The 13,658-nt window shown below is 43.9% G+C and carries 14 protein-coding genes; all 14 read left to right on the forward strand.

What is annotated here, in order from left to right:
• Nucleotides 1-151 precede the first annotated feature (151 nt).
• The 14 genes from trpE to qcrB all read left to right on the forward strand — a co-directional run bounded on the left by trpE (nucleotide 152) and on the right by qcrB (nucleotide 13,657).
• A complete protein-coding gene (gene trpE, locus PUN35_RS03230; RefSeq protein ID WP_014480125.1) occupies nucleotides 152-1,699 on the forward strand; it encodes an anthranilate synthase component I in 1,548 nt (515 codons plus the stop codon).
• On the forward strand, nucleotides 1,671-2,687 hold the full coding sequence (gene trpD, locus PUN35_RS03235; protein ID WP_014480124.1) for an anthranilate phosphoribosyltransferase: 1,017 nt from the start codon (nucleotides 1,671-1,673) through the stop codon (nucleotides 2,685-2,687). The genes trpE and trpD overlap by 29 nt, the downstream gene beginning before the upstream one ends.
• On the forward strand, nucleotides 2,680-3,432 hold the full coding sequence (gene trpC, locus PUN35_RS03240) for an indole-3-glycerol phosphate synthase TrpC (protein ID WP_014480123.1): 753 nt from the start codon (nucleotides 2,680-2,682) through the stop codon (nucleotides 3,430-3,432). The genes trpD and trpC overlap by 8 nt, the downstream gene beginning before the upstream one ends.
• 4 nt (nucleotides 3,433-3,436) lie before the next feature.
• Nucleotides 3,437-4,084 carry a phosphoribosylanthranilate isomerase gene (locus PUN35_RS03245; RefSeq protein WP_014480122.1) on the forward strand — a complete coding sequence of 216 codons (648 nt, stop codon included), beginning with the start codon at nucleotides 3,437-3,439 and terminating at the stop codon, nucleotides 4,082-4,084.
• Nucleotides 4,065-5,267, forward strand: a complete 1,203-nt coding sequence (trpB, locus tag PUN35_RS03250; protein ID WP_014480121.1) for a tryptophan synthase subunit beta — start codon at nucleotides 4,065-4,067, stop codon at nucleotides 5,265-5,267. Before PUN35_RS03245 ends, trpB begins: the two co-directional genes overlap by 20 nt.
• Nucleotides 5,260-6,063 (forward strand): tryptophan synthase subunit alpha, encoded by an 804-nt coding sequence (gene trpA, locus PUN35_RS03255; RefSeq protein WP_014480120.1) that lies wholly within the window; start codon nucleotides 5,260-5,262, stop codon nucleotides 6,061-6,063. The genes trpB and trpA overlap by 8 nt, the downstream gene beginning before the upstream one ends.
• 10 nt (nucleotides 6,064-6,073) lie before the next feature.
• Nucleotides 6,074-7,156, forward strand: a complete 1,083-nt coding sequence (gene hisC, locus PUN35_RS03260; RefSeq protein WP_014480119.1) for a histidinol-phosphate transaminase — start codon at nucleotides 6,074-6,076, stop codon at nucleotides 7,154-7,156.
• 48 nt (nucleotides 7,157-7,204) lie between these two features.
• Nucleotides 7,205-8,320, forward strand: a complete 1,116-nt coding sequence (locus PUN35_RS03265; RefSeq protein WP_014480118.1) for a prephenate dehydrogenase — start codon at nucleotides 7,205-7,207, stop codon at nucleotides 8,318-8,320.
• A gap of 10 nt (nucleotides 8,321-8,330) precedes the next feature.
• On the forward strand, nucleotides 8,331-9,617 hold the full coding sequence (gene aroA / locus PUN35_RS03270; protein ID WP_033881340.1) for a 3-phosphoshikimate 1-carboxyvinyltransferase: 1,287 nt from the start codon (nucleotides 8,331-8,333) through the stop codon (nucleotides 9,615-9,617).
• Nucleotides 9,618-9,951: 334 nt separating this feature from the next.
• On the forward strand, nucleotides 9,952-11,223 hold the full coding sequence (locus tag PUN35_RS03275; protein WP_014480116.1) for a tetratricopeptide repeat protein: 1,272 nt from the start codon (nucleotides 9,952-9,954) through the stop codon (nucleotides 11,221-11,223).
• A 71-nt stretch (nucleotides 11,224-11,294) separates the two neighbouring features.
• Nucleotides 11,295-11,834, forward strand: a complete 540-nt coding sequence (locus tag PUN35_RS03280) for a ReoY family proteolytic degradation factor (RefSeq protein ID WP_004399171.1) — start codon at nucleotides 11,295-11,297, stop codon at nucleotides 11,832-11,834.
• 54 nt (nucleotides 11,835-11,888) lie between these two features.
• Nucleotides 11,889-12,335, forward strand: coding sequence for a YpiF family protein (locus tag PUN35_RS03285; protein WP_014480115.1), 447 nt, complete (start codon nucleotides 11,889-11,891; stop codon nucleotides 12,333-12,335).
• A 142-nt stretch (nucleotides 12,336-12,477) separates the two neighbouring features.
• The gene (locus PUN35_RS03290) at nucleotides 12,478-12,981 is read left to right on the forward strand and encodes a Rieske (2Fe-2S) protein (RefSeq protein WP_003230627.1); all 504 of its coding nucleotides are present in this window, start codon (nucleotides 12,478-12,480) and stop codon (nucleotides 12,979-12,981) included.
• 1 nt (nucleotide 12,982) lies between these two features.
• The gene (gene qcrB, locus PUN35_RS03295; RefSeq protein ID WP_003225560.1) at nucleotides 12,983-13,657 is read left to right on the forward strand and encodes a menaquinol-cytochrome c reductase cytochrome b subunit; all 675 of its coding nucleotides are present in this window, start codon (nucleotides 12,983-12,985) and stop codon (nucleotides 13,655-13,657) included.
• Nucleotide 13,658: the final 1 nt, after the last annotated feature.

A 13,658-nucleotide genomic window follows, 5' to 3' on the forward strand; every position in this document is an offset into this window, starting at 1 on the left:
AGAATAGGGTAGCAGAGAATGAGTTTAGTTGAGCTGAGACATGTATGTTTATTCTACCCAAAAGAAGTCTTTCTTTTGGGTTTATTTGTTATATAGTATTTTATCCTCTCATGCCATCTTCTCATTCTCCTTGCCATAAGGAGTGAGAGCAATGAATTTCCAATCAAACATTTCCGCATTTTTAGAGGACAGCTTGTCCCACCACACGATACCGATTGTGGAGACCTTCACAGTCGATACACTGACACCCATTCAAATGATAGAGAAGCTTGACAGGGAGATTACGTATCTTCTTGAAAGCAAGGACGATACATCCACTTGGTCCAGATATTCGTTTATCGGCCTGAATCCATTTCTCACAATTAAAGAAGAGCAGGGCTGTTTTTCGGCCGCTGATCAGGACAGCAAATCTCTTTACACAGGAAATGAACTAAAAGAAGTGCTGAACTGGATGAATACCACATACAAAATCAAAACACCTCAGCTTGGCATTCCTTTTGTCGGCGGAGCTGTCGGGTACTTAAGCTATGATATGATCCCGCTGATTGAACCTTCTGTTCCTTCGCATACAAAAGAAACAGACATGGAAAAGTGTATGCTGTTTGTTTGCCGGACATTAATTGCGTATGATCATGAAACCAAAAACGTCCACTTTATCCAATATGCAAGGCTTAATGGAGAGGAAACAAAAAACGAAAAAATGGATGTATTCCATCAAAATCATCTGGAGCTTCAAAATCTCATTGAAAAAATGATGGACCAAAAAAACATAAAAGAGCTGTTTCTCTCTGCTGATTCATACAAGACGCCCAGCTTTGAGACGGTATCTTCTAATTATGAAAAATCGGCTTTTATGGCTGATGTAGAAAAAATCAAAAGCTATATAAAAACAGGCGATATCTTCCAGGGTGTTTTATCACAAAAATTTGAGGTGCCGATAAAAGCAGATGCTTTTGAGTTATACCGAGTGCTTAGGATCGTCAATCCTTCGCCGTATATGTATTATATGAAACTGCTAGACAGAGAAATAGTCGGCAGCTCTCCGGAACGGTTAATACACGTTCAAGACGGGCACTTAGAAATCCATCCGATTGCCGGTACGAGAAAACGCGGTGCAGACAAAGCTGAAGATGAGAGATTGAAGGTTGAGCTGATGAAGGATGAAAAAGAAAAGGCGGAGCATTACATGCTCGTTGATCTTGCCCGAAACGATATCGGCAGAGTAGCAGAGTATGGTTCTGTTTCTGTGCCGGAGTTCACAAAAATTGTTTCCTTTTCACATGTCATGCACATTATCTCGGTGGTTACAGGCCGATTGAAAAAAGGGGTTCATCCTGTCGATGCACTGATGTCTGCTTTCCCGGCGGGGACTTTAACAGGCGCACCCAAAATCCGTGCCATGCAGCTTTTGCAAGAGCTCGAGCCAACACCGAGAGAGACATACGGAGGATGTATTGCCTACATTGGGTTTGACGGGAATATCGACTCTTGTATTACGATTCGCACGATGAGTGTAAAGAACGGCGTTGCATCGATACAGGCAGGTGCTGGCATTGTTGCTGATTCTGTTCCGGAAGCCGAATACGAAGAAAGCTGTAATAAAGCCGGTGCGCTGCTGAAAACGATTCATATTGCAGAAGACATGTTTCATAGCAAGGAGGATAAAGCTGATGAACAGATTTCTACAATTGTGCGTTGACGGAAAAACCCTTACTGCCGGTGAGGCTGAAACGCTGATGAATATGATGATGGCAGCGGAAATGACTCCTTCTGAAATGGGTGGTATATTGTCAATTCTTGCTCATCGGGGGGAGACGCCAGAAGAGCTTGCGGGTTTTGTGAAGGCAATGCGGGCACACGCTCTTACAGTCGATGGACTTCCTGATATTGTTGATACATGCGGAACAGGGGGAGACGGTATTTCCACTTTTAATATCTCAACGGCCTCGGCAATTGTTGCCTCGGCAGCTGGCGCGAAAATCGCTAAGCATGGCAATCGCTCTGTCTCTTCTAAAAGCGGAAGCGCTGATGTTTTAGAGGAGCTAGAGGTTTCTATTCAAACCACTCCCGAAAAGGTCAAAAGCAGCATTGAAACAAACAACATGGGATTTCTTTTTGCGCCGCTTTACTATTCGTCTATGAAACATGTAGCAGGTACTAGAAAAGAGCTAGGTTTCAGAACGGTATTTAATCTGCTTGGGCCGCTCAGCAATCCTTTACAGGCGAAGCGTCAGGTGATTGGGGTCTATTCTGTTGAAAAAGCTGGACTGATGGCAAGCGCACTGGAGACGTTTCAGCCGAAGCACGTTATGTTTGTATCAAGCCGTGACGGTTTAGATGAGCTTTCAATTACAGCACCGACCGACGTGATTGAATTAAAGGACGGAGAGCGCCGGGAATATACCGTTTCACCCGAAGATTTCGGTTTCACAAATGGCAGACTTGAAGATTTACAGGTGCAGTCACCGAAAGAGAGCGCCTATCTCATTCAGAATATTTTTGAAAATAAAAGCAGCAGTTCCGCTTTATCTATTACGGCTTTTAATGCGGGAGCTGCGATTTACACGGCGGGAATTACCGCCTCACTGAAGGAAGGAACGGAGCTGGCGTTAGAGACGATTACAAGCGGAGGCGCTGCCGCGCAGCTTGAACGACTAAAGCAGAAAGAGGAAGAGATCTATGCTTGAAAAAATCATCAAACAAAAGAAAGAAGAAGTGAAAACACTGGTTTTGCCGGTAGAGCAGCCTTTCGAGAAACGTTCATTTAAGGAGGCGCTGGCAAGCCCGAATCGGTTTATCGGGTTGATTGCCGAAGTGAAGAAAGCATCGCCGTCAAAAGGGCTTATTAAAGAGGATTTTGTGCCTGTGCAGATTGCAATAGACTATGAGGCTGCGAAGGCAGATGCGATTTCCGTTTTAACAGACACCCCGTTTTTTCAAGGGGAAAACAGTTATTTATCAGACGTAAAGCGTGCTGTTTCGATTCCTGTACTTAGAAAAGATTTTATTCTTGATTCTCTTCAAGTAGAGGAATCAAGAAGAATCGGAGCGGATGCCATATTGTTAATCGGCGAGGTGCTTGATCCCTTACACCTTCATGAATTATATCTTGAAGCAGGTGAAAAGGGGATGGACGTGTTAGTGGAGGTTCATGATGCATCAACGCTAGAACAAATATTGAAAGTGTTCACACCCGACATTCTCGGCGTAAATAATCGAAACCTAAAAACGTTTGAAACATCTGTAAAGCAGACAGAACAAATCGCATCTCTCGTTCCGAAAGAATCCTTGCTTGTCAGCGAAAGCGGAATCGGTTCTTTAGAACATTTAACATTTGTCAATGAACATGGGGCGCGAGCTGTACTTATCGGTGAATCATTGATGAGACAAACTTCTCAGCGTAAAGCAATCCATGCTTTGTTTGGGGAGTGAGGTTGTGAAGAAACCGGCATTAAAATATTGCGGTATTCGGTCACTAAAGGATTTGCAGCTTGCGGCGGAATCACAGGCTGATTACCTAGGATTTATTTTTGCTGAAAGCAAACGAAAAGTATCTCCGGAAGATGTGAAAAAATGGCTGAACCAAGCTCGTGTCGAAAAACAGGTTGCAGGTGTTTTTGATAATGAATCAATAGAGACGATGTCACGTATAGCCAAGAGCTTGAAGCTCGACGTCATTCAGCTTCACGGTGATGAAAAACCGGCGGATGCTGCTGCTCTTCGCAAGCTGACAGGCTGTGAAATATGGAAGGCGCTTCACCATCAAGATAACACAACTCAAGAAATAGCCCGCTTTAAAGATAATGTTGACGGCTTTGTGATTGATTCATCTGTAAAAGGGTCTAGAGGCGGAACTGGTGTTGCATTTTCTTGGGAATGTGTTCCGGAATATCAGCAGGCGGCTATTGGTAAACGCTGCTTTATCGCTGGCGGCGTGAATCCGGATAGCATCACCGGCCTATTGAAATGGCAGCCAGAAGGAATTGACCTTGCCAGCGGAATTGAAAAAAACGGACAAAAAGATCAGAATCTGATGAGTCTTTTAGAAGAAAGGATGAACCGATATGTATCCATATCCGAATGAAATAGGCAGATACGGTGATTTTGGCGGAAAGTTTGTTCCGGAAACACTCATGCAGCCGTTAGATGAAATAGAAACAGCATTTAAACAAATCAAGGATGATCCCGCTTTTCGTGAAGAGTATTATAAGCTGTTAAAGGACTATTCCGGACGGCCGACTGCATTAACATACGCTGATCGAGTCACTGAATACTTAGGCGGCGCGAAAATCTATTTGAAACGAGAAGATTTAAACCATACAGGTTCTCATAAAATCAATAATGCGCTAGGTCAAGCGCTGCTTGCTAAAAAAATGGGCAAAACGAAAATCATTGCTGAAACCGGTGCCGGCCAGCATGGCGTTGCCGCTGCAACAGTTGCAGCCAAATTCGGCTTTTCCTGTACTGTGTTTATGGGTGAAGAGGATGTTGCCCGCCAGTCTCTGAACGTTTTCCGCATGAAGCTTCTTGGAGCGGAGGTAGTGCCTGTAACAAGCGGAAACGGAACATTGAAGGATGCCACAAATGAGGCGATCCGGTACTGGGTTCAGCATTGTGAGGATCACTTTTATATGATTGGATCAGTTGTCGGCCCGCATCCTTATCCGCAGGTGGTCCGTGAATTTCAAAAAATGATCGGAGAGGAAGCGAAGGATCAGTTGAAACGTATTGAAGGCACTCTGCCTGATAAAGTAGTGGCATGTGTAGGCGGAGGAAGCAATGCGATGGGTATGTTTCAGGCATTTTTAAATGAAGATGTTGAACTGATCGGCGCTGAAGCAGCAGGAAAAGGAATTGATACGCCTCTTCATGCCGCCACTATTTCGAAAGGAACCGTAGGGGTTATTCACGGTTCATTGACTTATCTCATTCAGGATGAGTTCGGGCAAATTATTGAGCCCTACTCTATTTCAGCCGGTCTCGACTATCCTGGAATCGGTCCGGAGCATGCATACTTGCATAAGAGCGGCCGTGTCACTTATGACAGTATCACTGATGAAGAAGCGGTGGATGCATTAAAGCTTTTGTCAGAAAAAGAGGGGATTTTGCCGGCAATCGAATCTGCCCATGCGTTAGCGAAAGCATTCAAACTCGCCAAAGGAATGGATCGCGGTCAACTCATTCTCGTCTGTTTATCAGGACGGGGAGACAAGGATGTCAACACATTAATGAATGTATTGGAAGAAGAGGTGAAAGCCCATGTTTAAATTGGATCTTCAACCAACAGAAAAATTGTTTATCCCGTTTATTACGGCGGGCGATCCAGTTCCTGAGGTTTCGATTGAACTGGCGAAGTCACTCCAAAAAGCAGGCGCCACAGCATTGGAGCTTGGTGTTGCATACTCTGACCCGCTTGCAGACGGTCCGGTGATCCAGAGGGCTTCAAAGCGGGCACTTGATCAAGGAATGAATATCGTAAAGGCAATCGAATTAGGCGGAGAAATGAAAAAAAACGGAGTGAATATTCCGATTATCCTCTTTACGTATTATAATCCTGTGTTACAATTGAACAAAGAATACTTTTTCGCTTTACTGCAGGAAAATCATATTGACGGTCTGCTTGTTCCGGATCTGCCACTAGAAGAAAGCAACAGCCTTCAAGAGGAATGTAAAAGCCATGAGGTGACGTATATTTCTTTGGTTGCGCCGACAAGCGAAAGCCGTTTGAAAACCATTATTGAACAAGCCGAGGGCTTCGTCTACTGTGTGTCTTCTCTGGGTGTGACCGGTGTCCGCAATGAGTTCAATTCATCCGTGTACCCGTTCATTCGGACAGTGAAGAATCTCAGCACTGTTCCGGTCGCTGTAGGGTTCGGTATATCAAACCGTGAACAGGTCATAAAGATGAATGAAATTAGTGACGGTGTCGTAGTGGGAAGTGCGCTCGTCAGAAAAATAGAAGAATTAAAGGACCGGCTCATCAGCGCTGAAACGAGAAATCAGGCGCTGCAGGAGTTTGAGGATTATGCAATGGCGTTTAGCGGCTTGTACAGTTTAAAATGAGGTGACTGATTTGCGTATCAAAGAACATTTAAAACAGCTGAAGCCTTATCAGCCTGGAAAGCCGATTGAAGCAGTGAAATCAGAATATGGCTTGGATAAAGTTGTGAAGCTTGCTTCAAACGAGAATCCTTACGGCTGTTCAGAGGCTGCAAAAGAGGCGCTTCATCATGAGATTCAACAGCTAGCCCTTTACCCGGACGGGTATAGCGCCGCTTTGCGGACAAGGCTCAGTAAGCACCTCAATGTCAGCGAAACATCACTTATTTTCGGCAACGGTTCTGATGAAATCATTCAGATCATCTGCCGGGCATTTCTAAACAATAAAACCAATACGATCACTGCTGCCCCGACTTTTCCGCAATATAAACATAATGCGGTTATTGAAGGTGCTGAAGTGCGTGAAATTGCACTTCGTCCCGACGGCTCACATGATTTAGACGCCATGTTAGAAGCCATCGACGAACAGACACAAGTCGTTTGGATATGCAGCCCGAATAATCCGACTGGCACTTATACATCTGAAGGAGAATTACTCGCATTTCTGGAGCGCGTTCCTTCACGTGTCCTTGTTGTTCTTGACGAAGCATATTATGAATATGTAACAGCAGAGGATTACCCGGAAACCGTGCCGCTCTTAAGCAAGTATTCCAATTTGATGATTTTGCGCACATTTTCAAAGGCATACGGTCTGGCAGCGCTCAGAGTCGGATACGGAATTGCTGACGAGAACCTGATTCGCCAGATTGAGCCGGCGAGAGAGCCGTTTAATACGAGCCGTCTGGGCCAGGCTGCGGCGATTGCCGCACTTGATGATCAAGCGTTTATTGCTTCCTGTGTCGAGCAAAATAATGCAGGCCTTCAGCAGTATTATGATTTTGCGAAAACTCATGGTTTAAAGTGCTACCCTTCACAGACAAATTTTGTGTTAATTGACTTTAAACGTCCTGCTGATGAACTGTTTCAGGCTCTGCTGGAAAAAGGCTATATCGTCCGGTCAGGAAATGCATTAGGTTTCCCGACATCACTCCGGATTACGATCGGAACAAAAGAGCAAAATGAAGAAATACTTGCCATTTTAGCTGAAATTTTATAAGAGGTGATCGAATATCACCTCTTTAGTCTATAAACCAGGTGATGACGTATGAATCAAATGAAAGATACAATATTGCTCGCCGGTCTCGGATTGATAGGCGGTTCGATTGCCCTAGCCATCAAAAAAAATCATCCCGGCAAACGGATTATCGGAATCGATATCTCTGATGAACAGGCGGTAGCGGCATTAAAATTAGGCGTGATAGACGATCGTGCTGATTCGTTTATTAGCGGTGCGAAAGAGGCAGCTACAGTAATCATTGCGACACCTGTTGAACAAACACTGGTTATGCTTGAAGAGCTGGCTCATTCAGGAATTGAACATGAGCTTTTGATTACGGATGTAGGAAGCACAAAGCAAAAAGTGGTTGATTACGCTGATCAAGTGCTGCCTAGCCGCTATCAATTTGTCGGAGGGCATCCGATGGCGGGTTCACATAAATCAGGAGTGGCCGCTGCGAAGGAGTTCCTGTTTGAAAATGCATTTTATATTTTAACGCCAGGCCAGAAAACGGACAAACAAGCTGTGGAACAGTTAAAAAACCTGCTGAAGGGGACGAATGCCCATTTTGTGGAAATGTCGCCAGAGGAGCATGATGGTGTTACAAGTGTAATCAGTCATTTTCCGCATATTGTAGCAGCCAGTCTTGTTCACCAAACCCATCATTCGGAAAACCTGTATCCGCTTGTTAAGCGTTTTGCTGCCGGCGGATTCAGAGATATTACAAGGATTGCATCAAGCAGCCCGGCAATGTGGCGGGATATTTTATTACATAATAAAGATAAAATCTTAGACCGTTTTGATGAGTGGATTCGTGAAATTGACAAGATCCGTACATATGTAGAACAAGAAGATGCGGAAAATCTATTTCGTTATTTTAAAACCGCCAAGGATTATCGCGACGGGCTGCCGCTTCGGCAGAAGGGAGCGATACCTGCATTTTATGATTTATATGTGGATGTACCCGATCATCCGGGTGTAATATCCGAGATAACAGCGATCTTAGCTGCGGAGCGCATCAGTATCACGAATATCCGCATTATCGAAACACGAGAGGATATTAACGGGATTTTAAGGATCAGTTTTCAGTCTGATGACGACCGCAAAAGGGCAGAACAATGCATTGAAGCCCGGGCGGAATATGAAACTTTTTATGCTGATTGAGGTGGAAAAAATGAAACGAGAAAAGGTGCAGGCCTTACATGGAGAAATACATATTCCCGGTGATAAATCCATTTCTCACCGCTCTGTTATGTTTGGCGCGCTAGCGGCAGGCACAACAACTGTTAAAAACTTTCTGCCGGGAGCAGATTGTCTGAGCACGATCGATTGCTTTAGAAAAATGGGTGTTCACATTGAGCAAAGCGGCAGCGATGTCGTGATTCATGGAAAAGGAATCGATGCCCTGAAAGAGCCAGAAAGCCTTTTAGATGTCGGAAATTCAGGTACAACGATTCGCCTGATGCTCGGAATATTGGCGGGCCGTCCTTTTTACAGCGCGGTAGCCGGAGATGAGAGCATTGCGAAGCGCCCAATGAAGCGTGTGACTGAGCCTTTGAAAAAAATGGGGGCTAAAATCGACGGCAGAGCCGGCGGAGAGTTTACACCGCTGTCAGTGAGCGGCGCTTCATTAAAAGGAATTGATTATGTATCACCTGTTGCAAGCGCGCAAATTAAATCTGCTGTTTTGTTGGCCGGATTACAGGCTGAGGGCACAACAACTGTCACAGAGCCCCATAAATCTCGGGACCACACTGAGCGGATGCTTTCTGCTTTTGGCGTTAAGCTTTCTGAAGATCAAACGAGTGTTTCCATTGCTGGTGGCCAGAAACTGACAGCTGCTGATATTTTTGTTCCTGGAGACATTTCTTCAGCCGCGTTTTTCCTTGCTGCTGGCGCGATGGTTCCAAACAGCAGAATTGTATTGAAAAACGTAGGTTTAAATCCGACTCGGACAGGTATTATTGACGTCCTTCAAAACATGGGGGCAAAACTTGAAATCAAACCATCTGCTGATAGCGGTGCAGAGCCTTATGGAGATTTGATTATAGAAACGTCATCTCTAAAAGCAGTTGAAATCGGAGGAGATATCATTCCGCGTTTAATTGATGAGATCCCTATCATCGCGCTTCTTGCGACTCAGGCGGAAGGAACTACCGTTATTAAGGACGCGGCAGAGCTAAAAGTGAAAGAAACAAACCGTATTGATACTGTTGTTTCTGAGCTTCGCAAGCTGGGTGCTGAAATTGAACCGACAGCAGATGGAATGAAGGTTTATGGTAAACAAACGTTGAAAGGCGGCGCGGCAGTGTCCAGCCACGGAGATCATCGAATCGGAATGATGCTTGGTATTGCTTCCTGTATAACGGAGGAGCCGATTGAAATCGAGCACACGGATGCCATTCACGTTTCTTATCCAACCTTCTTCGAGCATTTAAATAAGCTTTCGAAAAAATCCTGAAGTTTTACTTCAGGATTTTTTATGCAGATCATAATTCGAGGCGAAAAAACATAGCTTGTCTTATAGAGGGGATAGAAAAACAAAAAGGGGGGATGTGCTTTACTTACAAGCCGGCAGGTCAAAGAGCTGCTTTACTGTACAGAGGGCGATCTTCCTTTTTTCATTTTCTATCTCAAGATCTTTTGGTAAACTAATAAGACTCAATAATTCCCTTCCGTACAGAAGCATCTTATTTGCCGGGGGCATTCGTCTGAATTATGATAAGATTAACCCGAACAAATAAAGCTTTTTTGTATGGTTGATGTTGTATAGGAATAGAAAGGACCGGTCCGATTTGAATACATTGATTCAAGAAGCCATAAAATTAGTTGAAGCAGGTGAAACAGAAAAAGGCCTCAACACGCTCTCGAAGGCTGAAAAACAGCTGCATGATGAAGATAAAGCCATTGCAGCCCAGCTTTATTACGAGTGGGGCGATGTAGAAAAAGCAATTTCACTGATTAGTGATCTACATGATTTATATCCAAATGAAACAGAACTGACGAATTTCTACGCTGAACTTTTAATAGATATTGACGAAGAAGAAAAAGCCCTCGCTGTGCTGGAGACTATTCCGGAAACAGATCCATCATATCCGGAAAGTTTGCTGCTTATGGCGGATCTTTATCAGATGCAGGGGTTATTCGAAGTCAGTGAACAAAAGCTTTTACAGGCAAAGTCCATTCTGGACAATGAACCTGTTATTGATTTTGCACTGGGAGAACTTTACTTTGCTCAGGGAGCCTATGCAAAAGCGGTTCAATATTTTAAAACAACGGCTGAGGAGCAGAGTGAGATCGGAGGCGTTAATGTCCATCAAAGACTGGCAGAATCGTTAAGTGCCTCAGGTGAATTTGAGGATGCCATTCCATGGTATGAGAAAGCTGTCGATGAGAATCCTGATCCTAATACGATTTTCGGCTATGGTTTTACAGCCTTACAGGCGGGGCTTGTGAAAACAGCTATTAAGCAGCTGTCTGATTTAAAGGAGCTTGATCCATCTTATACTTCACTTTATATGCCGCTCTCGAAAAGCTATGAAGCTGAAGGGGTGTATGAAGAGGCATTAAAAACGGCAAAAGAGGGGATCAGATATGATGAATATAACAAAGAACTTTTCCTTTATGCCGCCAAAATGGCCTTGAAAATCGGGAAGTCAGAAGAGGGGAAAAAGCTGCTTCAGGAGGCGCTTGCGCTTGATCCGGGCTTTGTCGAGGCGCTTCATACACTTCTTGCCGTGTATCACAAAGAAGAGGATTATGATCAGATCATTGATCTTATTCAAGAGGTTCGAAGCTACGGTGAAGAAGATCCTAAATACAATTGGTATCTTGCAAGCGCATATACTGAATTAGAGCAATACGAGGAAGCAAAACAATCCTTTGAGGCTGCCTATCTTCATTACCGGGAGGATAGAGATTTCTTATATGAATACGCAAGCTTCCTATTAGAAGAAGGTCTTCAAAAAGAAGCGCTGCCGCTTTTGAAAAAGGTTCTTGAAATGGACGGAGCCAATGAAGAGCTTGAAGAAACGATTTTGCGAATCGAGGATGAATTTTCTAGATAAGCAGGAATATTAACCATTCATGTGGAACATATAAGTATATAGATTATACGAACGATAGAGGAGGGAATTACATGCAGACCCCTGTTTCTGTCAATGAGAAAAAAGATTTTATCCGTTGGTTTTTAAACCATTATCAGTTAAAGCGCCGAGAGTGCGTTTGGATCTTGAACTACTTAATGAGCCATGATTCTCTCATGGAGAAGGTTCATTTTGTGGAGCAGGCTGAATTTTGCCCGAGAGGCATTATAATGTCAACACATTGTGTTGAAGAAGTTCCGTTCCGGTTCTATAAAGAGAATGTCATGACTACCGACGCGGAAAAATCTTTTCATGATATTAGATTAAATAAACAGCAGGATTTGTTTATCCAGCTTAATTTCCGTTCGGCTTACAGCTCACCTGAATATGCGGCGGTGCTGGAGTCCAACCCGCATATTCCGAAAAACCTTTTTGAGAATAAAAAAGATCAGGGATTGGCGGAACAGATTTTAGAGCACGCTATTTCCACATTCCAAAGAGAAAAATTATTAAAAGACATTGACGACGCGTTAGATCGTCATGATAAAGAGGCATTTGAACAATTATCGCGCCAATTAAATCAGCTCACATAATATGACCAGCCTTGCAGTGAATTGCAAGGCTTGTTGCCGTAAAGGGGGAGAACGATGAGGTGGAGAATCACTGATGCCAAGGACTATTTACAAGCTAAGGATTACATTGATACCGCTGTCATACCATTAATTAACATAAGGGTTAATAACCATTTTAAAATGGCGGCGGAGAAAGGCGAGTTTACGCAGCTTCTCTCAGAAGAACTTGAAAGGCAGTTAAAGGGACGGGTATATTTACTTCCGCCTTATACATATGTTGATAGAAATGAAATAACCGTTCAAGGGCTTAAGGATTTGCGGGAAGAGCTGATAACGGAATTTCCGCATGTTGTCCTGCTCACATCTGACGAAAGTTGGAGAGCTGAGGATGCGTTAGGCAAAATGATTGTTACACCGTCTGTTCCATTAGAGCATTTAAATGACTCTTTAAAAAGAAAAATATTGGATGAACGCACTGCTGAAATTTTGAACGTTTTGTTACAGTTATGGAGCACTTCATAAAAACACTTACATTTCCTTATGAACAATATTTTGGCTATATTGACCTTGCTGAGAGATTCATATATTATGAGGGTGTCTAGAGTTATTGCAATATTTTCTATTTTAGTCAGTTTGCAGGGGTGACCTAGAGGGGGGAGAAGAGATGGGCGGAAAACATGATATATCCAGACGTCAATTTTTGAATTACACGCTCACAGGCGTAGGAGGTTTTATGGCGGCTAGTATGCTCATGCCTATGGTTCGCTTCGCACTCGACCCGGTATTAAAATCGACAGGGAAGCAGGATATGGTTCAGGTTGTCAGCGTTGATGAGTTGACAAAAGAGCCGCAGCGCTTTGATTTTAAAATTAATCAAGTCGATGCCTGGTATGAGTCAGAAGAGTCAAGATCAGCCTGGGTCTTCAAAAACGGGGATGAAATTGTAGCACTTTCGCCAATTTGTAAACATTTAGGGTGTACGGTGAACTGGAATAGTGATCCTAAAAACCCGAATAAATTCTTTTGTCCATGCCATTACGGACTCTATGAAAAGGACGGCACCAATGTCCCTGGCACGCCGCCGCTTGCGCCTCTTGATCATTATGAGCAAGAAGTAAAAGACGGCTTCCTGTATCTTGGAAAAGCAAAGCCTAAGGGGGAAGGGTGACATGCTGAACAAAATTTATGACTGGGTAGACGAGCGGCTTGATATTACACCGATGTGGAGGGATATTGCCGATCACGAAGTACCGGAACATGTGAATCCCGCCCATCATTTCTCTGCGTTTGTGTATTGCTTTGGGGGACTGACGTTTTTTGTAACCGTTATCCAAGTATTATCTGGAATGTTTTTAACGATGTATTATGTGCCTGATATCAAAAATGCCTGGGAATCGGTATATTATTTGCAAAATGAAGTGGCATTCGGCCAGATTGTCAGGGGGATGCACCACTGGGGTGCGAGCCTGGTCATTGTGATGATGTTTTTACATACGCTGAGGGTCTTTTTCCAAGGTGCGTATAAAAAACCGCGCGAGCTGAACTGGATTGTCGGTGTGCTGATCTTTTTTGTTATGCTCGGTCTTGGCTTTACAGGCTACTTGCTTCCTTGGGATATGAAGGCTCTGTTTGCAACAAAAGTCGGGCTGCAGATCGCCGAAGCCACGCCTTTGATCGGAACGCAAGTTAAAACGCTCCTTGCAGGGCATCCGGATATTGTAGGCGCCCAAACGCTGACTAGGTTTTTTGCGATCCATGTATTTTTTCTTCCTGCCGCATTGTTCGGGCTGATGGCTGCACATTTTATTATGATCCGGAAGCAGGGGATTTCAGGACCGCTTTAAA

This window comes from Bacillus sp. N3378-2at, assembly GCF_033412715.1.
GTDB classification, from domain to species: Bacteria; Bacillota; Bacilli; order Bacillales; family Bacillaceae; genus Bacillus; species Bacillus subtilis.

Excerpts from the sequence above, each read along its gene's own strand:
- PUN35_RS03285 (WP_014480115.1), top strand. The coding sequence starts at position 11,889 with ATGAGGTGGAGAATCACTGATGCCAAGGACTATTTACAAGCTAAGGAT.
- aroA (WP_033881340.1), top strand. The coding sequence starts at position 8,331 with ATGAAACGAGAAAAGGTGCAGGCCTTACATGGAGAAATACATATTCCC.
- trpE (WP_014480125.1), top strand. The coding sequence starts at position 152 with ATGAATTTCCAATCAAACATTTCCGCATTTTTAGAGGACAGCTTGTCC.
- trpD (WP_014480124.1), top strand. The coding sequence starts at position 1,671 with ATGAACAGATTTCTACAATTGTGCGTTGACGGAAAAACCCTTACTGCC.
- trpB (WP_014480121.1), top strand. The coding sequence starts at position 4,065 with ATGTATCCATATCCGAATGAAATAGGCAGATACGGTGATTTTGGCGGA.
- trpC (WP_014480123.1), top strand. The coding sequence starts at position 2,680 with ATGCTTGAAAAAATCATCAAACAAAAGAAAGAAGAAGTGAAAACACTG.
- PUN35_RS03265 (WP_014480118.1), top strand. The coding sequence starts at position 7,205 with ATGAATCAAATGAAAGATACAATATTGCTCGCCGGTCTCGGATTGATA.
- PUN35_RS03280 (WP_004399171.1), top strand. The coding sequence starts at position 11,295 with ATGCAGACCCCTGTTTCTGTCAATGAGAAAAAAGATTTTATCCGTTGG.
- trpA (WP_014480120.1), top strand. The coding sequence starts at position 5,260 with ATGTTTAAATTGGATCTTCAACCAACAGAAAAATTGTTTATCCCGTTT.
- PUN35_RS03290 (WP_003230627.1), top strand. The coding sequence starts at position 12,478 with ATGGGCGGAAAACATGATATATCCAGACGTCAATTTTTGAATTACACG.
- qcrB (WP_003225560.1), top strand. The coding sequence starts at position 12,983 with ATGCTGAACAAAATTTATGACTGGGTAGACGAGCGGCTTGATATTACA.